Origin of the sequence: Virgibacillus sp. Bac332 (assembly GCF_003667785.1) — a bacterium.
GTDB lineage: Bacteria > Bacillota > Bacilli > Bacillales > Amphibacillaceae > Virgibacillus > Virgibacillus salarius.
The window spans coordinates 1,634,507-1,654,628 of sequence record NZ_CP033046.1 but is presented as its reverse complement, the minus strand read 5'-3'; the positions used below and the strand labels follow the sequence as shown (position 1 = coordinate 1,654,628).

19 protein-coding genes are annotated in these 20,122 nt (G+C 38.0%); 7 read left to right on the top strand and 12 right to left on the bottom strand.

The genetic code is table 11. The features are described from left to right. Nucleotides 1-11: 11 nt before the first annotated feature. The 3 genes from D9782_RS07890 to D9782_RS07880 all read left to right on the top strand — a co-directional run bounded on the left by D9782_RS07890 (nt 12) and on the right by D9782_RS07880 (nt 3,120). Nucleotides 12-1,679: a CocE/NonD family hydrolase gene (locus D9782_RS07890; protein WP_121604456.1), complete on the top strand. Its 1,668-nt coding sequence runs from the start codon at nt 12-14 to the stop codon at nt 1,677-1,679. 143 nt (nt 1,680-1,822) lie between these two features. After that, a complete protein-coding gene (locus D9782_RS07885) occupies nt 1,823-2,359 on the top strand; it encodes a GbsR/MarR family transcriptional regulator (RefSeq protein WP_026679642.1) in 537 nt (178 codons plus the stop codon). A 419-nt stretch (nt 2,360-2,778) separates the two neighbouring features. After that, nucleotides 2,779-3,120, top strand: a complete 342-nt coding sequence (locus D9782_RS07880; RefSeq protein ID WP_026679641.1) for a thioredoxin family protein — start codon at nt 2,779-2,781, stop codon at nt 3,118-3,120. Between the two features lie 145 nt (nt 3,121-3,265). Here D9782_RS07880 and D9782_RS07875 read toward each other — a convergent pair whose 3' ends face one another. From D9782_RS07875 to D9782_RS07855, 5 genes are all read right to left on the bottom strand, one after another. Then, on the bottom strand, nt 3,266-3,463 hold the full coding sequence (locus tag D9782_RS07875; protein WP_121604455.1) for a hypothetical protein: 198 nt from the start codon (nt 3,461-3,463) through the stop codon (nt 3,266-3,268). A gap of 543 nt (nt 3,464-4,006) precedes the next feature. Beyond that, nucleotides 4,007-5,290, bottom strand: a complete 1,284-nt coding sequence (locus D9782_RS07870) for a hypothetical protein (protein WP_121604454.1) — start codon at nt 5,288-5,290, stop codon at nt 4,007-4,009. 14 nt (nt 5,291-5,304) lie between these two features. Continuing rightward, nucleotides 5,305-6,138 (bottom strand): hypothetical protein, encoded by an 834-nt coding sequence (locus D9782_RS07865; protein WP_121604453.1) that lies wholly within the window; start codon nt 6,136-6,138, stop codon nt 5,305-5,307. Continuing rightward, entirely contained in the window at nt 6,135-6,824 is a 690-nt protein-coding gene (locus D9782_RS07860; RefSeq protein ID WP_026682914.1) for an ABC transporter ATP-binding protein, read from the bottom strand. Before D9782_RS07860 ends, D9782_RS07865 begins: the two co-directional genes overlap by 4 nt. Beyond that, nucleotides 6,821-7,210, bottom strand: a complete 390-nt coding sequence (locus D9782_RS07855; RefSeq protein WP_026682915.1) for a GntR family transcriptional regulator — start codon at nt 7,208-7,210, stop codon at nt 6,821-6,823. Before D9782_RS07855 ends, D9782_RS07860 begins: the two co-directional genes overlap by 4 nt. A 452-nt stretch (nt 7,211-7,662) precedes the next feature. Between D9782_RS07855 and D9782_RS07850 the strand changes: the two genes are divergently transcribed. Then, nucleotides 7,663-8,430 (top strand): exodeoxyribonuclease III, encoded by a 768-nt coding sequence (locus D9782_RS07850; RefSeq protein WP_121605850.1) that lies wholly within the window; start codon nt 7,663-7,665, stop codon nt 8,428-8,430. 261 nt (nt 8,431-8,691) lie between these two features. Further along, complete coding sequence (locus tag D9782_RS07845) at nt 8,692-9,087, top strand: hypothetical protein (protein ID WP_121604452.1); 396 nt, start codon at nt 8,692-8,694, stop codon at nt 9,085-9,087. A gap of 514 nt (nt 9,088-9,601) precedes the next feature. Here the strand turns inward: D9782_RS07845 and D9782_RS07835 are convergent. The 7 genes from D9782_RS07835 to D9782_RS07810 all read right to left on the bottom strand — a co-directional run bounded on the left by D9782_RS07835 (nt 9,602) and on the right by D9782_RS07810 (nt 18,702). Next, nucleotides 9,602-10,552 (bottom strand): MBL fold metallo-hydrolase, encoded by a 951-nt coding sequence (locus tag D9782_RS07835; protein ID WP_026682918.1) that lies wholly within the window; start codon nt 10,550-10,552, stop codon nt 9,602-9,604. Nucleotides 10,553-10,595: 43 nt separating this feature from the next. Next, nucleotides 10,596-11,918 carry an alpha/beta hydrolase gene (locus D9782_RS07830; protein WP_240455824.1) on the bottom strand — a complete coding sequence of 441 codons (1,323 nt, stop codon included), beginning with the start codon at nt 11,916-11,918 and terminating at the stop codon, nt 10,596-10,598. Between the two features lie 280 nt (nt 11,919-12,198). Beyond that, nucleotides 12,199-13,989, bottom strand: coding sequence for a cation:proton antiporter (locus D9782_RS07825; RefSeq protein WP_026682919.1), 1,791 nt, complete (start codon nt 13,987-13,989; stop codon nt 12,199-12,201). A 248-nt stretch (nt 13,990-14,237) separates the two neighbouring features. Then, the gene (locus D9782_RS07820) at nt 14,238-15,590 is read right to left on the bottom strand and encodes a tripartite tricarboxylate transporter permease (RefSeq protein ID WP_121604450.1); all 1,353 of its coding nucleotides are present in this window, start codon (nt 15,588-15,590) and stop codon (nt 14,238-14,240) included. Nucleotides 15,591-15,593: 3 nt separating this feature from the next. Then, on the bottom strand, nt 15,594-15,848 hold the full coding sequence (locus D9782_RS07815; RefSeq protein ID WP_318279913.1) for a hypothetical protein: 255 nt from the start codon (nt 15,846-15,848) through the stop codon (nt 15,594-15,596). Nucleotides 15,849-16,553: 705 nt separating this feature from the next. After that, complete coding sequence (locus D9782_RS22800; protein ID WP_162986352.1) at nt 16,554-16,730, bottom strand: hypothetical protein; 177 nt, start codon at nt 16,728-16,730, stop codon at nt 16,554-16,556. A gap of 16 nt (nt 16,731-16,746) precedes the next feature. After that, the gene (locus D9782_RS07810) at nt 16,747-18,702 is read right to left on the bottom strand and encodes an aconitate hydratase (protein WP_026682922.1); all 1,956 of its coding nucleotides are present in this window, start codon (nt 18,700-18,702) and stop codon (nt 16,747-16,749) included. A gap of 158 nt (nt 18,703-18,860) precedes the next feature. On the opposite strand from D9782_RS07810, the gene D9782_RS07805 reads away from it, so the two are divergent. Together D9782_RS07805 and D9782_RS07800 are read left to right on the top strand one after the other, a co-directional pair. After that, nucleotides 18,861-19,658 (top strand): TIGR00266 family protein, encoded by a 798-nt coding sequence (locus D9782_RS07805; RefSeq protein ID WP_026682923.1) that lies wholly within the window; start codon nt 18,861-18,863, stop codon nt 19,656-19,658. Between the two features lie 54 nt (nt 19,659-19,712). Beyond that, nucleotides 19,713-19,883: a YfhD family protein gene (locus tag D9782_RS07800; RefSeq protein WP_080668770.1), complete on the top strand. Its 171-nt coding sequence runs from the start codon at nt 19,713-19,715 to the stop codon at nt 19,881-19,883. The last annotated feature ends 239 nt before the right edge of the window (nt 19,884-20,122 follow it).

Sequence of the window (20,122 nt, the reverse complement as noted above, 5' to 3'; positions counted from 1 at the left end):
GGAGGGAAATGATGAAGGCTCATAACCTGTTGATAGATAAGAATATAATCTGTGAATTATCGGATGGAACGATTTTACGATCCGATGTTTACCGTCCCACTGAAGCAGGAGAATTCCCAGTTCTTATGTTAAGGCTCCCATATAACAAGGAAACGCCTCGCTATTATAACGAGTACCTAGAAGTACCACGAATGGTAGAAGCGGGTTATGTGGTAATACTCCAAGATGTACGAGGAAGATACGCCTCCGATGGAGAATTCTATCCATTTGTACATGAAGGAAAAGATGGTTATGAGGCAGTAGAATGGGCGGCTCGTCTCCCATTTTCTAATGGAAAAGTCGGATTGTTTGGCATGTCTTATCATGGTTATACACAACTTGCTGCTGCAGTGGAACAACCACCATCGTTAAAAGCCATAGCCCCTGTTATGACAATGGCTGATCCTTTTGGAGATATGATTGGTACTGGATCAACTCCTCATGCGATTGGCAAGTTTGAAACATGGGTGTTAGGTTCCATTATAGAGGATCAATTAAAACGAAAAAATCAGTTAGATGACTTACAGCTAAATCATTATTTGGAACATATAACCGAATATTTGCATGAGGCACCCGCCAGCCAGTGGTCACCAATGAAGAACCTTGATCCAGACTCATTTTTCTTTGATGTTATGCAAGGAAGGTTGGACGATCATTTCATCGAACGTGTGCAGTTGGAGAGTCAATTACGCGATGTAGATATACCAGCTCTCTTTATGGGAGGGTGGTTTGACGCATTGCTTCCCCAAACATTACAAGCCTATAAAGCATATCATGGGGAAAAAATGCTGTGGATTGGTCCGTGGACGCATGAACAAATGACTGGTCATGCTGGTGAAAAATTCTTTGAGGGCGCAGCTAAGAATATAGGTGTTGACCAAATAACAGACCCTACCAAAGTGCATATACAATGGTTTGATAAATGGTTAAAAGATAAGCCATTGTATATCCAAAAACCGGTACAACTCTATTTGATGGGACAACAAAAATGGGCGGCATACGATGAATTCCCTATCGTTAAACAACAAGAATATTTTTTGGAAAGTAACGGTAAGTCGCAGACAAGTGCAGGAGATGGAAAGTTAGTTTCCATTCCGTCTTGTCAGGTGACAGAAAGTTCACTTACACTTGATCCATACAATCCTGTTCCAACTCGTGGAGGGGGTTCGTTGATAGCAGGTGTTGATTCAGGTATATTTGATATAAACGATCTGCATGAACGTAATGATGTGCTTGTTTATACAACGAAGCCGATAAGTAATGATATCCAACTATTAGGCACACTCAAAGCAGAAATTTGGTGCTCTTCTCCAACAAGCTTATGTGATATTTCTTTACGAATAGCTGATGTAGATCCAAGCGGTCGAGCATGGGTACTAATGCACTCATTTCATCGTGAAAAGGTGATAGACAGCCACCCAATTTGTTTATTAGCAGAAATTGGAACAACTGCATATACGTTACCAAAGGGCCATCAGATACGGCTAGATATTGCAGCAAGTAACGCACCGTTGTATGATATTAATTTAAACAACGGTAAGACAACAAAAACCCATAAAGATGGGGTTGTAGCGAATGAAACGATTTATCATGGAGGAAAAATGGCATCCAAAATCATTGTTCCATTTACAATGATCTAATTGTAGAATCAATTGTTAAAGATGTTATTCTATTATTCCTTTCCCTTGGCAAATTATATAAATAATATGTTGCTTTCATCATTTTGGTTTTTAGCTACAATGTGGTACAGTTCAAAGAGCATGCCAATAAGGAGATTTATACAATGAATAATACAGAACAAATTGAAAATGTTAAAACACAATTTATTGAAAAGATAACAGATAATATGAACGCCTTTGGGGTATCGACAAGTGTTGGACGCGTGCTTGGTATCATTTATATGAATAGAGAACCAATGACTCTAGACGAGCTATCTGCTGAGACCGGAATGAGCAAAACCAGAATGAGTCAGGTTGTTCGGGAAATGATTGATATGAACATTGCTGAGCGTGTATTTAAGAAAGGTGTCCGAAAAGATTTATATCAAGTGGAAGAAGATTATTATCAGACATTTATTTCTCTGTTCATATTTACATGGCAAAAGGCGATTAATCGTAGCCGAAATTTTGAACAACGGTTAATTCAAAAATTAGATACATTACAACAAGAAGCAGATGTAACAGCAGAAAATGAACAAGCAATTAATGAGCTTCTCCATGAAATACGAGAGTGGATGGATTACTATGACTGGATTCAACGAGTTACTGAATTCTTCGCAAGTGGTGAAATATTCGAGCACGTACCCAAAAAACAACCTTAAAATGGAAAAAGCGGTGTTTTCGTATAAAGTTATTACTTTTGCGAATTCACCGCTTTTTGTAAGTCCCTTCTGGAACTCGTATACCATCAGTAGAAAAAGTTTTCCCATCTCCCCATTCAGAAGCGTTTAAAAGATGTTGATGCTTGAAATCCATCCAAACTTAGGCATTTAGGAGCGTAGTTACAGTCAGGGCATGGTATGATAAGAGCATCGATCTATCTAAAGTGAAACTTCTATCCGTAGGGTTTTTGTTTATCCCCACGAATGGTTAGGTGAACCAATCGGACATTTACTGGCAGTTGATCCCCCTTTTATCCATATTAGTTTTTCTCTTTATTACATGAAGTGGGGAGCTTACTGCCAGTTATTTGCGGGATAAGGACGGTCCATATTACTACTACGTACAGGTGGGAGCAACAATGAATCATTTTCCTGAATTAACAAACATTGCTGAGATTGACCATTTTATCGATACAAATCGTCTTGCCTTTCTCTATGTATCTCGTCAAGGTTGTAGTGTATGTCATAGCTTATTACCACAAGTGGAATCACTCATGGAGAATTACCCTAAAATAAACGCTGTACATATACGAGCAGAGCAGGTAGAAGAAGTGGCTGGTCATTTTTCCATTTTTACAGTTCCCGTGCTTCTTCTATTTGTAAATGGAAAGGAATATATACGAGAGGCAAGAATGGTGCATATGGATCTATTAGCTGCTAAATTAGATCGACTATATACAAATCTGGACAGATTAGATTGACAATAGTCCTGTTTAGACAAGTGTACTTTTTCATATAGCTGTTACGTTATCGTTTCTAATTAGAAAAACTGAGCAAAATTCGCTCAGTCCTTATCACTACATGCTCAGATTTACGCTTCCTCTAGTAGCTATTATGGAATAATAGCTACTGCTTGACCACCATTCCGGCTGCCCACTTCCCTTTCCGTGGGGTTTGTCCTTCAGCTAACTTTTTTAGCAAAACCCGCTCAAAAAAGTGGATCTTCAGGTCAAACATTTCCCACAGGAGTTGAAGTGGCCGGCCTTCGCTATTATCAGGCTCTACAACGCTAGCATGAAGTAACACAACTGCTTTTATACTCACGGATAGCGATTTTCACTTTACCCATTGTAAAAAAAGTCAACCTATTACTTATGACAAGAATTGTTGCACCTTCTCATAGCGGAGACTAATTACGTAGACTCCTGTGGGATTAGCGCGAGCCGAAAATCCACTTTGCAACGTGTTCTTCTTTGCAAAGTTAGTTGAGGCCGTGCCCGCGGAAAGCGAAGTAATTAGTCGGAGCATTGCCAATATACATCAAACATTTCAAAATAACTACTTGGCTTAACGCAGTCATTGCACTGATTTTATACTTTCTTAACTTAGAACAAAAGCACAAGCGCCCGATTAGAAACGTAGCGACTGGAGCAAATCAACGGAGGTAAAGAAATCAAGGTGACTTGTGAACCGATAATGACTTAGCTTAGAAGCAATTCGTGGAGTCGCCTTGTTCTGGGAACTGGAGCTGGACGCGGCTCAACACGCGCCTATTTATCCACATGAGCAAATTTTATCATTTCCTAAACTACAAAGAAAATGGTTGGTAACACTGACCAACCATTCTATATGAAACCTTTCGTATTTCTATTTTACTGTCATTTCGTAAAAATCTAAACTATAGGCTGTTCCAGCTTTAGGATTATCTGTTCTCTCCAGCTTACCCTTGTATAATATATCTCCATTATTTAAATCAACCACATGCATAGATAGATTACTGCTCTCCGTTTGTTTCCCACTAGTAATATACAGTTTACCATCTTTGATACGGTATTGACCCCAATTTATTTCAGCATCTGTGACAGCAGTTTCCCCTGTTAATTCAGCTGCTTTTTCATCAATCTCCGGCATATCAGGCTGTTTCGGTAGTTCAATCTGAAAGCTATTCGTCACCTTTTGTTCTGCGATAGCAAATGTTGTTATTTCTATCCCCTTTGCTGTATTGTGTAAAAAATAAATATTATCATCATTCACAGGTATAATTTCTGTCTTTTGTAGCTTCTTAGGAATATCCAGTTGAACCTTCTCTCTCGTCTCTAAGTTAAACGTGAATAACTTACTATCCTTTACAACATCTTGATACGATCCGTCTTCGAGCTGTTCCGGTTCATAATAATCAGCTTGGAAAACTATATCGTTATTTTTTTCAATATCCTCTGGATCTTGAAGTAACATAATTTCTGTATTGTTATCCTCTCCACCATTGGTATAAGTAACAATACTTTCTTCATTAATAAGCTTTTCTCCCGTTAAATTTATGCGATAAATTCGTAATTCATTACTCATTTGATCATCCGTCGTTACTAACTCATTTCGTGTAATAACATGAAGGTTTTCGTTTGTTACTACTACATCCTCAACCATCATGTAGCGATAATCATCTTGGTTTGGAATATCGACCGTAAATGAAACCTTATCATTCTTATCCTTGTAAAGCACATCAATGTTTAACTGAAAGTCTGATTCTGTATATGTTTGTCGATCCCATTTAGAATCAGCCTCAGCATAAACAAGCAGTTTATCATCCTCGTAAAAACGTGTTAAGCCATCCTTTCCTCGCATAAAATTACGGTGCTCCGCCTGAAGCTCTTCAATGATTGGATGCTTTCGCATTCCTTCGAGCTCTTCAACAAGAGACAGCTCACTCCGATACGTCGTCCCGTCTGCAGAGATCATTAATTCATTATGATATAAATCTTCCGTTAATGAACCGCTAAGCTGCGCACGAGCTATTACGTCATCATTACCAGCTTGCTTCTTCCATTCAAAAGCAGGAAGCTGGTTTTCAGCCACAGACTTTTGTATATAAAACGCGCCAATAACGAATATGGCGAATGCTGCAATTATAATTAATTCCCAATAGCGTTTCATTCCTTCTTCCCCCTCTATACAGTGGTTCGATGTTTCAATAGAAAACTACTTAGCCAGATGGAACAAGCAGCAACGAATAGCCCTAATATCACCTCAATGATGATTAACTCTACGAGATACAAATAATTCTTCTGTAACAGTTCCTGAATAATAATTGGTAAAACAAAAACTGCTGCTGCGATTGCACAGTAACCAATGCCAAGAAATATCCCCTTCCATCGATAGCTACGCTCTAAAAGAATACCTGTAAAAATAACGAAGACTGCCATAAAGCCAACAGCATAGTAAAGAATTAATTTAGTAATGGTTGTTGGTATGATAATATCGAGGATATGAAAATTTTGAATAACTTGACTCACAGCCATATCTGTCCGAAATTCATTAGGAACCATCCACTGATAAATCATATTTTCGATAAATAATAAAACGATTTGTAGCGCAATTAATCCCAGCACCATTAGAAATATAGAAGTTGCTTTGGCGAAAAATACATTAATCCGAGCCGTAGGCAACATAAGTAGGCGATAAATAAAAGTATTCTTCCCGAACCAATCGCGGTACCAAATAAAAAAGACATAAAAGATTAATGCGACAACACAAAGGGCAATTGGGCCCAAGAACCAAAGTGTTTGTGTCAGATTAAACAAACTAGATCTACCGTAGACTTCAAGAAACTCTGCTTTTGGCATCTGTTCCTCATAGATTACTTTATTCATCTCATTTAAGTAACTATTAGAATAAACAATTACGCCAATAATCTGTGAAATAATGGTGATGGCGATTAATACTAGATACAGCTTGAAAAACCTGCTCAATTCAAAGCTTGTTAATTTTAAATAGCTTTTCATGACTGATACACCTCTCTCATCACATCCACTACTGATTTCCCTTCCATTTCTCGAACTTCCTCTGTGTTAAATTGCTTAATAACAACACCCTCATCGAGTAGTACAACCTTATCAATCAAGTGTTCAATATCACTTATTTCATGTGTCGTTATAATAACACCACGATCTTCGATTAAATGACTGGTAAACACATCAGCAATTTGTTCTCTACTAAACATATCGATCCCAGAGAATGGTTCATCCATTAGTATATAATCAACATCTAATGCTAAACCAAGTAATAGGTTCACCTTTGCTGTATTCCCTTTTGATAATTGAGCGATTTTATCCGTAGGATTTAGCTTAAAGAATTGGAGTAGGTCTGTTGCCCGTTGCTCATTCCAGGACTTATAATAATCACGCATAAATTGCATGGAATCGGCTATTGTCATGTTCGGTAAGACAGTTATTGCATCGGGAATGAAGGTTAGTTTATCGAAGCTTTCCTTTTTAATTTTTTCTCCATCAATTAATATCTGTCCTTTATTTATCGGCGTCAGTGCCATAATTGCATTCAGGATAGTGGTTTTTCCAACACCATTAATACCAATTAAGCACGTAATCTCTCCTTTATTTGCACTGAAACTGACACCTTTAAGTACCTGCTTTCTCCCAAACTTTTTCGTAATATCCTTTACCTCTATCATTGCTGTCCCCCCTTTTCATCACTTGCCTCTTCATATTTTTCTCTTAACAATTCAACTAACTCATCAAACGGGACTTGAATTGAATGGACAGATGCAATAAATGCGTGAACAGCTTCTAAGAGAAGCTCTTCACGAACAGATTGCAGCATCTCCTCATCCCTTGTTATTTTACTGGGCAAATTACGCTCGGTATAAATCAATCCTTGCTCCTCCATTTCCTTATAAGCTCGTTGAACAGTATTTGGGTTTATCTTTAACTGACCTGCCAGTTCTCTGCGTGACGGTATTTCCTGTCCTGGCTCCAATTTATTCGTAGCTATTTGTTCTTTGAAATGTCGTACAACTTGAACATAAACAGGATCACGATTATTAAAATTCACCTTCATAGCAACAACTCCTAATCATGTCATTAGATGCAATTCTCATGTGTATCAACCTATTAATACACTAGGTGTAAAAAAATTCGCATTACTGTATTAACCGTATAATACGCCTATGCAATGTATTATACGGTTAATACAGTTGGCCTGTCAATTCTTTTTTTAATTCTTTTAATGAGAAAGCATTTGATAAACATACGACTGTGCTTTATATGCTAGAATAAAGTGAAACTTCCATCCGTGGCGGTTTTGTTTATCTCCCACTGATTGCTAGTACCACAAAGGTATGACCTAAACGCCTTTGAATTAATCAGACATTTATTGGCAGTCGATCCCGTACTTACCAATATTGGTTTCACTTTATTGCTTGAGGTAGGAGCTTAGAGCCAGTTATATGCGGGATAAAAGATATGCATGATAATGTATTAGATGTAAATATAGAAAGGAAAAGATATTATATGAAACTCGTATCCTGGAATGTTAACGGTATTCGTGCTTGTGTTCGGAAAGGCTTTCTCGACTATTTTCATAAGGTAGATGCAGATATCTTCTGCCTCCAAGAAACAAAGCTACAAGCCGGAAAAATCGATCTAGAGTTGGAAGGATATTACCAATATTGGAATTACGCTGAAAGAAAAGGCTATTCAGGTACCGCTGTCTTTACAAAACAGCAGCCTTTATCTGTTTCGTATGGAGTTGGTGAACAGGAAAGTGAGGAAGAAGGTCGAATTATTACACTAGAATTTGAGAATTTTTATCTTGTTAATGTCTATACACCAAATGTCAAAAGAGATCTGACTAGACTTAATTATCGGTTGCAATGGGAAGACAAATTATTTCTATACCTGCAAGCGTTAGACGAACGCAAACCTCTTATATATTGTGGTGACCTCAATGTAGCTCATCAAGAAATTGATCTAAAGAATCATAAAACAAATCACGGAAATTCTGGGTTTACTACAGAAGAACGCGGAAAAATGACTCGTATTTTGGATAATGGCTTTGCAGATAGTCTCCGTTACTTCCATCCAGATACAGAGGGGCTATATTCGTGGTGGTCCTATATGAAGACCATTCGTGAACGAAATATCGGTTGGCGGATCGATTATTTTATTGTATCTGATCGTCTAACAGCGAAACTAATTGATTCTAATATTCATTCACATGTACTAGGTAGCGATCACTGCCCGATTACTATGGAAATAAAGTTATCCTTCTATTCGTGAGGTCTCTCTCCCCTCATTATTCTAAAATCCGCATACACTTCAAGCAATCGCCAGTACGCATCTGATTGGTTCAACTATACCTAAAGTACGTTGCACTTAGCTTACAAATCCGACTTTTTCGGGATCCGGAGATAGTCTTGAGGTGATGACGGTCTGCTCGTTCATACAGGATAAATCTGTAATCTACGGTTCATCTTCCGTTCATACTTCTTTCTTATTATAAGCATTGTACCATTCTATGAATGAAAAGGAGCGTTTTTGTTGAATACATATAGTAAAGCTTTATTGCGTTTTTCTGCTGTTTTTGCATTGATTGGTGCTTTTATTGGTTCACATATGGCTGGAGCTGGTGGCTATGAATTTAAAACTGTACATGCTCATATTCTTGTGGTTGGCTGGCTAACATTATTTGCTTGGGCAGTGTATTATAAGATTTTTACACCTGTCAATAAAGTAATCGCAGCACTCCATGTATGGACTGCAATTATTGGTGCAATCGGGTTAACAAGTGGCATGTGGCTTTATTACTTGCGCCCCTTTGCAATGAACGAAGCGGTAATCACCGTGTTCTTTATCGTTGGTGGCTCTATCTTACTTGTCAGCTTCGCATTATTCTTGCTATTAACCTTCTTGAAAACAGATGAGGACATGAAATAAATTCTAAGCCATTTTTCACTTTTAAGTTTTTATAAAGTGAAACTTCCATCCGTGGGGGGATTTTGTTTATCCCCACGGATGGTTAGGTGAACCAATCGGACATTTACCGGCAGTTGATCACCCACTTTACCAATAGTGGTTTCTCTTTATTGCTTGAAGTGGGGAGCTTACTGCCGGTTATATGCGGGATAAAGTGAAACTTCCATCCGTGGGGGATTTTGTTTATCCCCACGGATGGTTAGGTGAACCAATCGGACATTTACCGGCAGTTGATCACCCACTTTACCAATAGTGGTTTCTCTTTATTGCTTGAAGTGGGGAGCTTACTGCCGGTTATATGCGGGATAAAGTGAAACTTCCATCCGTGGGGGGTTTTGTTTATCCCCCACTTCCAATAGCTGTTCTAATAAGGGAAATTTTCCTGTAGCTCCGCATATGCACTCTATGTGTTCAAGCAATTGCTCTCCCGTGAAAGTTTTTATATTAACTATTTTATCTGTGAGTTCAAACACACTTATCTTTCTTCTAATTTTTTAAAGAAATCAATAATTCCTAAGGCACAAACTTGCATATCTAAATTAATTACAATATAAGCCTCATGGTCATCTGGAATACCCTTTGCTCGTAATTCAACTTTAACCGCTGATAATAGACGCTTAGCTAATTCATCATAACCAAGCCCTTCCTTCCATACCTGTTGACCGATATCCAGAAAAAGAGGAAGCCAATTCGCTACTTGCTGTAGTGCTAAATTGGGAGTATTCGTCATTCCAAAGTGTCCATAATAAATCCGATCCAGATTTAATGCTTGTAAACGAGCAATCGCAGCTTGCATAGCATCTGGATTAAACTGATTTGGCGATGTCGAAGGTAAAAAGAATGGAACGCCTTGATCTATTAATTGCTGATAACGAACACCAACGGTATCTCCAGTAAACACCCCATTACTTATTGGATCATAAATACAAAAATGATGCTTGGCATGGCCTGGAGTATCTAAAAATTCAAGCATGCAACTGGAACCGATTTCTAGCGTATCTCCATCGCCTTTAACAATTATTCGGTCCGCATCAACAGGGACAATCGGTTCGAATAGTTCCGAAAAACTATCACCATAAACAGCCCTAGCTCCTGCTGCAAGTCTTTTAGGATCAATTAAATGCCTTTCTCCACGCGGGTGCACAATAACAGAAGCATTTGGACAATCTCTGATTAATAAGCCTGCTCCCCCAGCATGGTCTAAATGAATATGTGTCACAATAATATATTTTACTTGATCTAGTTGAAAGCCTAACTTTTCTAGACCATTCTTGACATGCCTTACAGATGGACTTGGGCCAGTTTCGACAATTGTTAGCTGTTCCTCATCAATAACATACGTACCAGTACGGTTAGGAACACCTAAATCAAAGCCATCTATTAGGCGAATACGATTATCCAAGTGAATCGGATGCTTCGACTGCATAGCATAACTTCCCCTTTTTACCTTTTTCTCCATAGTAGCATATCTATTTTCCATTAGTGGAGTCATTTATAAATTCAACTTGTCTAAGGAAATCAATTATCCCCTCTGTCAAACCTGGTGCCAGTGGTAAATCTGGATTGGTATATGTTTGAATGTTTTGATCACGATCAGCAGGAGCCTCCTTTAATACATGATTCATCCTCCCCACGATAAATTTGGTTGCATCTAAATTTGCCTCAGCTAGCGCATCAGCTTCCCTAACAGAAACCTGTATGTCATGCTCACCGTGGACAATTAATATTGGAATAGTTAATGTTTTAATGATTTGCGTTGGTTCATATTGTATCCACGATGACAAAAACGGTTGAATACTTGGCCTCAATATAGCTTGTAATTCATCACGAACCTGATTAACAGTCTCACCTTTTCTTAATTTAGATAGTATACGTTGTACCTCTTCAAGAGCGGCATCCGTAAGCTGTTCACTTAACTGATCATACATAACCTTATCAATGGTGCGTCCCGCTCCCGCAATCGATACAAACACATCAATGTTTTGTTCAGCAGCGACAATCATCCCTATCAGTGAGCCCTGACTATGACCAATGATTCCTATTTTAGAAAATCGTTTATCTGATTGTAGCTTGTCTATCCATAGAGATGCATCATGAACAAATTCCTCAAAGCGCAACTTCGATTCATTTATTACAGCTTGCTGATTTTTACCAACACCCCGTTTATCATACCGAATACTTGCTATCCCTTTCTTTGCAAGGTTTTCTGCTAAGCGTTTTAAACTATCATTTTTTCCTGAAAAGCCGATAGAATTTCCATTACGATCTGTTGGTCCCGATCCTGGAATAATTATCATTATAGGAAAAGGTCCGTCACCTTCAGGACTTTCTAATTCAGCAAATAACGTTCCTGTATCCGTTTTTACCTCTAGAAAATTCCCTTCTTCTTGTTTTACTACCTTTTTATCATTTTTGGTTAATTGAAAGGGAAAGGATTGACCATTTTGCGTAAACGTACCGGATATAGCATCTCCCTTAATTTCCCCTGCAAAAGAAATGAGCTGATTTTGCATGTTCATTGTAAAAACGATATGCTGTCCTTCCGTTAATTCTATAGTGGATAAAGGATAATTCACTAATCCTTGAACAGGAATACTTATCGTACCAGTTAAATCTTTTACCCCTTTAATATCCAATTCAATAGCTAGTGATTGGTTTGGAATCTCAATTTTTCCTTGCCAAAATCCTGTCATCGTATGATTCTCCTTCTGCTTTTCTTTATTCTCTGATGAAGAGCTACATCCAGCAATCAATGCTAAGAATACGAATAAAAAAATACCATATTTCCTCAATACCCCCACCCTTTAACTTTTTAAATTATACGAATTATCAATCAAAAAGTTTCACAAGTACGATAGAAAAACTAAACTTATCCATACGACTTACGAAGCATTTCTTATCCTACGGCAAAAGTACGAGTTGAAGATCCCGTAGGAATGGTCATTGCTCTCCGAGAAAGCTGAAGTTGTGTCCGAGAAAAGCGTAGTATTTTGCTGGATCGAAGCTAAAACCTGTTTAGAAGTACACAAATAATCCGAACGAAATCAGTTCGGATTATGAGTAAATACATTTTTAGTTATTCTTTGCTAAAAATACGAGTTGATCATCTTTATCCATTGTAGGCATTTTACGTAATGTAACAAATTCAATCGTACCATTTTTCTTACGAATACATAACGGAATACCATCCACTGGAACATGTTCTTTCTTTTCCATTTTCTCAACAACTTTCATTGTTTGAATGGAATAGTTTGTGTTAATCTTTCTATTCAATTCTTTGAATACATGTTCTTTACCAAACAACAAATGTGCCTTTACTGAAGTAGGGATCTGTGATTCATCCCTATTCCCAGACCTTTCAGAAGGTATAGTGAACGTATTATTATAGCCAAATTCAGGTATATAGGATTGGGCTACGAGTGCGTTGTACGTCGCATCCTCTGTCATAGCTAATATCTTTTCGTACGGTGTTATATCCATTTCAAATTGGCTATGTTCATCAAGGATTTCCCCACGATATGTTGCAATCCCTTTTTGCTCTATTTGAAATAGTCTTCCGCTAGAAGAATCACTAATTAAGACTGGGTTTCCTAGTTCTTTCACCGCTTCTGCAAAAGCAATGGAAAAACTACTAGCACCTACAATTAATATCCCCGGCGGCTCTGAACTTGCTAATTTTAGTTTCTTTGCCAATGGCCCTAACGTAAATCCATGTGCACAAACCGTTATAAATACTAAAGCAAATGTAAGAGCTGTCAAGATAGAAGCCCCCCCATAACCATCGTTAAGTAATGTAGAAGCAAAATATCCCGATACGGTCAGCGCCACAATCCCTCTAGGAGCAATCCAGCCGATGAGTGTTTTCTCAGCTACTGTTAGTTCCGTACCGATTGTAGATATCCAAATAGATAATGGCCGAACAATAAATAGCATGACTAAAACAAATCCGAGAATTGGTAAAGTAAATACTTCTCCAATCGTCTCTCTAGTGAGCGAAGCAGTTAATAGAATGAAAATGGTTGACGTTAATAAAACAGATATATTTTCAATAAAGTGACTTATATTCCCAAGTGAAGAGACATATTTTTTGGTTCTTGCCAAGGTTAAACCCATTACGGTGACTGCTAACATTCCAGTCTCATGCATAATAACTTCACTTAACGCGAAGCAAATAAATACTAGGGACAGTGTAATTGGAGATTTTAAATACTCTGGGAACATCCCTTTGCTGGCCATAAAGCTTAATAAGAAACCAAATAGATAACCGATGATGATAGCTAAGAAGGAGGCAAGGAAAAAGGAGCCCAAAGCACTTGCATGTAACGTATCATCTGTAATTACTTTAATAACCTCATAAGCGAATAAGGCTAATAATGGTCCAGCAGGATCAACTATAATTCCTTCCCATTTTAAAACAGCTGCCGTTCTTGGTTTTAATTTTGATTGTCGTAGTAAGGGGATAATTACTGTCGGCCCTGTTACTACAAATAGCCCCCCTATAATAAATGCTATTTCTAAACTAAGCCCGGCAATAAAATGTGCCGCTAAGGACCCTCCAACCCAGGCAAGAAATGCGCCAAAGGTTACAACTCGAAAAACAGATTTTGAAATCCCTTTGACCTCACGGATATCCAGTGTAGTACTACCTTCAAATAAAATTACTGCAACAGCAAGAGAAATGATAGGACTGTATAAATCTCCTAACGCCTGCTCTGGATTAATAAATCCAAATATTGGTCCGATTAACAGTCCAGCTATTGACATGATGACAATAGATGGCCATTGAATTCTCCATGCAAACCATTGTGAAAATATACCTAAAGCAATAACAACAACGATACTAATCAAGCCTAATTCTTGCATTCGTTAACCTCTTTTCAATTGCTACGTATAATCGCGTAACAGTAGATGCTTTCCTTTGATTTTGTCCTAATTGAATTGCTTTAACTACCCTTGATGCTAAATACGATCAACCGACAGACAAGAACGTAACCCTGCCGACAACCTAGAGCGCAATGGTATTTATCTTGTAATTCTGTCTACTAATAGTAACTATACAAGTGCGTTCATTTTCATTCATATCCATGTACTATATGACCAACTTAAAAAGTTCACATAAATAAAGAAACTAACCATGGAGCGGCATACAAGGTCATAAATTGCACACCATAATTAACCCCTTTTCGATGAAGGAATCCAGCAACTAAAGCAACTAATAGCACTCCAGCTATGTTCACAATCCCGGCATCCATAAAAGCTAGCATAATTACTAAACCAAAAAATAAACCGAGCATTGCCTCATGTGGAATAAATCGAAAAACAAACGCACAAATTTGCTGCGCATACTTAATAGTAATATAAAACGTTATACTAATCGCAACAACTGATCCAATCACTGTTGCTAGAATGAAATCGGGCATCGTTAACATATGATGCATATTATGCTCCTCTGTAAAAACAGGCGGTGCATTAAATAAAGCACCTCCAGGACCAATTGCCGTTGGTGATAAAGGAAGACCAATTGCAATTAAAGGAATAAGCGTTCCTGAAATATACGCAGCATTTGTTAGTCCATCCATACTAGATATAGCCCGTGTAGCTTTTTTTACCGGATCTTTTATCCGACTAGTTAACGTTTCACCTAAAAAAATTGTCATTCCCACAGGACTCATAAAAAATGTCAATACACCTAAAAAGGAGGAAAGCGATGTAGTCCCAATCTCTTTTCTATCAAGAATTTTAAATGGATTCGGAAATCCTTTTGTTTTTCTAGTTTTTCTCATTGCAATTTCTTTTTTCCCATAACGTGGCATCTTTCGCCGCGATTTTGGGTTTAACAATTCTGCTAGTTTTAAGATGACTGGTCCAATTGTAATTCCTAAAAAGAAAGATGTGAATACTGTTTTATCTTCAGGAACGATCCCGACTTCCCAATAAAAAATTCGTAGGCCTTGAATAATAAAAGCAAAAGGGAGAATGGATAATAGTGCAATCCAGCGATTTTTCGTCATCAACGCTAAAAAAATAGCTCCCCCCAAAAAGATTTGACTCGCATATTCTGTTATGTAATCCGATAAAGGAGCGATTAGATTAGCCAGCAAAAGACTCATTGGAACTGCAATCATCGTTCCGATAACCGAACCCGATGCCATTTTTCGTATACTAAGCTCTGGTATACCATGCTTTTTTAATACCATTGCGTGCTCTACCATAGGAGCAGACATAACTCCTCCAGGTATACCAGCTATTGCAACAGGGATAGAATCCGTCAGTTTTTTAGCTACAATTGCCGAAATAAAAAAGGCTAAAATGACAATTGGTTCAAAGCCAGATAACACTAATACAAGTGTGACTGGAGCAAGAACAGCTGTCTCGTCTGTACCTGGGGCAATTCCTATAATCGTGTATAACATAGCACCGATAGCAGATGCAGCTATTAATTCAACGATTAATACCATATCCATTGTTTAATCCTCCTCTTCGTCCATATACCGAAAACGACGCTTTGGTTTAATTACAACGCTAGTAATAATAAATCCTACAACAGCGCCGACCAAACCAAAAATAAGTGGCTTTGGAGGTTCATTTGGGGCTATAAGATAACCTCCCAGTGTACTTATCGTACAAATAACAATAGATAGGAGTAAATCTTTAATATTAACTAAGTCTTCCCACACCTCAATATTTTCCCCTTGTTGGTGTCTATCATCCATTTTCGTCATAAAAACCACCTTTTTATTTTTAGAAGCAAGAACAAAAGCGCAAGCACTCGATTAGAAATGTAGCGACTAGCAACGGAGATAATTTGAATTACGGTGAGCTTGCGAACCCATGATGACTTAGCTTAGAGCGATTTGTGAATTCACTTCGTTTCTGGACACTAGAGCTGGACGCGGCTCAACACGCCCATATTTATTCACTTGGGTAAATTTTATAATTTCCTAAACTAGTACAAAAAGGGCTGATAGCTACGATTCAGCCTTCTTGAAAGCTAATCATGAAGATGAATTATGCTTTTCCCCACTTTATAGCTTTTTTATATTTTTTAATTATACATCTTACAGGCTTTTAAATGAAGCAAGAAAACATAAGCATTTCTCTTGTTAAGACGATTTATGCTTTATACCATAACAAAATAATCTACACAGTGAAAATATCTACGACTGCTTCCTATACTCAACAAACATATATCGTTTTTATATGAGCAGCAGAAGAGCATTATGACACAACTGTATAATGTATAATACGTTAGTGGAAACATTACAAAGATGTAAAACCCGAACTTTATCTAAACCAGATAAAGTTCGGGTTATTGTTCTGGAGATAGGTAGTTCATTTCATGACTCAATTAAAATGTCTCTTTCGGCAGGGTACGACCTCAGTCTCTCTTCTGGGGTCTTCGGAATCGTTCTGTCCCCGTCTCATTATTAATCCAACAACCGATTATTCTCATCTACTTGCATAATTCGTGCTGGTTTGTTTTCATCTTCTCGACCATAAATACCATCCCCATTACAAACAGAACATCGATATTGCCAACCTTCATCATCCGCCAATAAACCAGTACCATCACATACCCTACATCGATTGTCTTTTCGACTCATGCTATTGCCTCCTTTGTTATCCTTGTTTTACACTACGATCCTTCACCCAATTAATAATGCCACCCTTTAGCATGATATCAATTTGCCGTTCAGATAACGTATGCTTCACCTTAATTTGCTGTTTCTTTCCTTTTACCTCGATATTAAAATGTTTTCCCTCCTTTACTTTTCTCCTTAAATCTGTAGCCTTTAAAACATCCCCCTGCTGCAGTAAATCATAATCTTCTTCATTCACAAAGGTCAGAGGAAGCACACCAAAATTCACAAGGTTTTGCCAATGGATACGAGCAAAATCTTTAACAATAGCTACTCGTAAACCAAGATATCTTGGAGCTAGTGCCGCATGTTCTCGACTTGAACCTTGACCATAATTAAAACCACCGACAATTGCATGCCCACCTTTATCTACCGTTTCCTTACCTCGCTCATAGTAAGTTTCATCGATAATCTCAAAGGTAAACCTACTGATTTCTGGTAAGTTACTACGATAAGGAAGTACACGAGCTCCGCCTGCAAGTATTTCATCCGTTGAGATATTATTTCCCATTTTTAATAAAATAGGTATTTCTATCTCGTCAGGCATTTCATCCATTTTAGGAATCGAAGCAATATTTGGTCCCTTTTGCAAACGTATGCTTTTTGCTTCATCATAAGGCAATGGCTCCTCTAGTAAATGCTCATCAACAGTAGGTTGTTTAGGCAACTTCACAGCAGGATAGTTCATTCCTAATGTTCTTGGATCTGTAATTTTTCCATTTAAAGCCGAAGCAGCGGCTGTTTCTGGACTACATAAAAAGACACTATCCTCTCGCGTTCCAGATCGCCCAGGGAAATTCCTAGGGGTTGTGCGAATACTATTTCTACCAAAAGCCGGAGCTTGCCCCATACCGATACAGCCATTGCATCCTGCTTGGTGTAATCGTGCTCCAGCTTGTAACAAGTTAGCTATATGACCTTCTTTCACTAAGTCTTGAAGCATTTGCCTCGATGTTGGATTAATATCAAAAGAAACTCCCTCAGCAATCTGCTTATCTTTTACTATTTCCGCAGCAACTGCAAAATCTCGAAATCCAGGATTAGCAGACGAGCCTATATATGACTGATATATCGGCGTATCTATCAATTCATGAACAGGCACAACATTTCCGGGACTAGACGGCTTTGCGATAAGAGGTTCTAATGACGTGAAATCAATCTCATCCTCAAGATCATAGCTCGCTCCTTTATCAGCAGTCAATTCTATCCAATCGTCTTCTCTTCCTTGTTCTTTAAGGAAACGTTTAATTTCTTTATCTGATGGAAAGACAGTACCAGTAGCGCCTAGCTCAGCACCCATATTTGCAATAACATGTCGATCCATTGCACTTAATTGATGTAAACCCGGACCATAGTATTCAATAACCTTACCGACTCCCCCCTTCACATCATACCTTCTAAGTAATTCTAATATGATATCTTTGGCACTTACCCAATCAGGCAGCTTTCCCGATAAGCGTATGCCCCAGACCTTTGGCATTTTCACGTAAAATGGTTCTCCAGCAATTGCTAGTGCAACATCAATTCCACCTGCACCCATGGCAAGCATTCCCATACATCCATTCGCACACGTATGACTATCAGAGCCAAGTAATGTTTTACCGGGTTTTGCTAATCTCTGCATATGAACAGGATGACTTACCCCATTACCTGGTCGACTATAAAATAGTCCAAAGCGCTGGGTAGCACTTTGCAAAAATAGATGATCATCTGGATTTTTATTATCTTCTTGAATAAGGTTATGATCTACATATTGCGCAGACGCTTCTGTTCTTGCACGATCCAATTCCATAGCTTCTAATTCCAACATGACCAATGTCCCAGTAGCATCCTGCGTTAAGGTCTGATCCATTTTCAGACCAATTTCTTCACCCGGAACCATGTCACCAGCTACTAAGTGATCTTTAATTAATTTTTGCGTTAAATTTAATGACAACGTACACCCTCCTTTAAGTAGCTTATATCCCATTAACTAGTATATGGAATAATAGCATTTCGATTTGTTTGAATTCCCAATCTTTTTGAATCTTAAAAGCATTTTTATACGTATACTAGAAAAGTACGTATTTTTCCAATTTTAAAAGGAGTGGTCTTATGAATAACCATGAAATTGATTATCAGTTGTATGGAGATGACATGCAGTTTGTTGAGGTTGAATTAGATCCCCAAGAAACCGTTATTGCTGAAGCAGGAAGTTTAATGATGATGGATGAACAAATCAAAATGGAAACCATTTTCGGAGATGGCTCATCTAAAGAGGATGGAGGCTTGATGGGTAAATTATTTGGTGCAGGAAAACGAGTTCTTACCGGAGAAAGTTTGTTTATGACAGCATTTACTAATGAAGGTACAGGAAAGCGCCATGTAGCATTTGCTTCACCATATCCAGGTAAAATTATTCCGATGGATTTAAGTGAAATTGATGGCAAGTTAATTTGCCAAAAAGATGCGTTTCTTGCAGCTGCAAAAGGAGTCTCGGTAGGTATAGAGTTTCAGAAAAAAATTGGGACAGGATTTTTTGGTGGTGAAGGATTTATTATGCAAAAGCTTGAGGGAGATGGAATGGCGTTTATCCATGCGGGTGGTACCATACATAAAAAAGAAATTGGTGTCGGAGAATCACTACGCGTAGATACAGGCTGCCTTGTTGCGATGGATTCAGGTATTGATTATAACATTGAATATGTTGGCGGTGTAAAAACCGCATTATTCGGCGGGGAAGGACTGTTTTTTGCGACATTACGCGGACCTGGAACTGTTTGGGTACAATCACTTCCATTCAGTAGACTGGCTAGTAGAATCTTTGCTGCCGCTCCTGAAAAGGGTGGATCAAAAGGGGAAGGAAGTATTGCCGGAGGTTTATTCGATTTACTAGGTGGCGATCGTAAATAGAAAAGCTATTTATGATGCATAATAACCATGAGATCATAAAAACGAGGTGAAAACATGGGAAAAGATGAGCATCATAAATCAAAGAATAATTTTCTTTCACAAACTCCTAAAAACCAAAAGTCAGATGGTATTGATGTTGAGTTTTCTGAAGAATTAGCAGATCATGAGGATAAAGAAGCTCAACAACGAAGCGATCAAGCTAATAAACGAATAAAAGGAAAATAATTTACTAACATGGATATTATTGTGGTTAAGGATAACTAAGCCTGGTATATCTGGGCTAATTTTATAATTTCTTAGACTACGAAAACAATCTGAACTACGATCCGAATATCACTTCGTATACTCGGATTATAGTTCAGATTTTCTTTAACTTCCTTTCTTTTGTCTCGCCCACTTTTTATTTAACACTAATTTCGTTGCTTCTAACAGGGGGCATTTGTACAATAGAGGTATTAATACAA

Excerpts from the sequence above, each read along its gene's own strand:
- D9782_RS07890 (WP_121604456.1), top strand. The coding sequence starts at position 12 with ATGAAGGCTCATAACCTGTTGATAGATAAGAATATAATCTGTGAATTA.
- D9782_RS07885 (WP_026679642.1), top strand. The coding sequence starts at position 1,823 with ATGAATAATACAGAACAAATTGAAAATGTTAAAACACAATTTATTGAA.
- D9782_RS07880 (WP_026679641.1), top strand. The coding sequence starts at position 2,779 with ATGAATCATTTTCCTGAATTAACAAACATTGCTGAGATTGACCATTTT.
- D9782_RS07870 (WP_121604454.1), bottom strand. The coding sequence starts at position 5,290 with ATGAAACGCTATTGGGAATTAATTATAATTGCAGCATTCGCCATATTC.
- D9782_RS07865 (WP_121604453.1), bottom strand. The coding sequence starts at position 6,138 with ATGAAAAGCTATTTAAAATTAACAAGCTTTGAATTGAGCAGGTTTTTC.
- D9782_RS07860 (WP_026682914.1), bottom strand. The coding sequence starts at position 6,824 with ATGATAGAGGTAAAGGATATTACGAAAAAGTTTGGGAGAAAGCAGGTA.
- D9782_RS07855 (WP_026682915.1), bottom strand. The coding sequence starts at position 7,210 with ATGAAGGTGAATTTTAATAATCGTGATCCTGTTTATGTTCAAGTTGTA.
- D9782_RS07850 (WP_121605850.1), top strand. The coding sequence starts at position 7,663 with ATGAAACTCGTATCCTGGAATGTTAACGGTATTCGTGCTTGTGTTCGG.
- D9782_RS07835 (WP_026682918.1), bottom strand. The coding sequence starts at position 10,552 with ATGCAGTCGAAGCATCCGATTCACTTGGATAATCGTATTCGCCTAATA.
- D9782_RS07825 (WP_026682919.1), bottom strand. The coding sequence starts at position 13,989 with ATGCAAGAATTAGGCTTGATTAGTATCGTTGTTGTTATTGCTTTAGGT.
- D9782_RS07820 (WP_121604450.1), bottom strand. The coding sequence starts at position 15,590 with ATGGATATGGTATTAATCGTTGAATTAATAGCTGCATCTGCTATCGGT.
- D9782_RS07815 (WP_318279913.1), bottom strand. The coding sequence starts at position 15,848 with ATGACGAAAATGGATGATAGACACCAACAAGGGGAAAATATTGAGGTG.
- D9782_RS22800 (WP_162986352.1), bottom strand. The coding sequence starts at position 16,730 with ATGAGTCGAAAAGACAATCGATGTAGGGTATGTGATGGTACTGGTTTA.
- D9782_RS07805 (WP_026682923.1), top strand. The coding sequence starts at position 18,861 with ATGAATAACCATGAAATTGATTATCAGTTGTATGGAGATGACATGCAG.
- D9782_RS07800 (WP_080668770.1), top strand. The coding sequence starts at position 19,713 with ATGGGAAAAGATGAGCATCATAAATCAAAGAATAATTTTCTTTCACAA.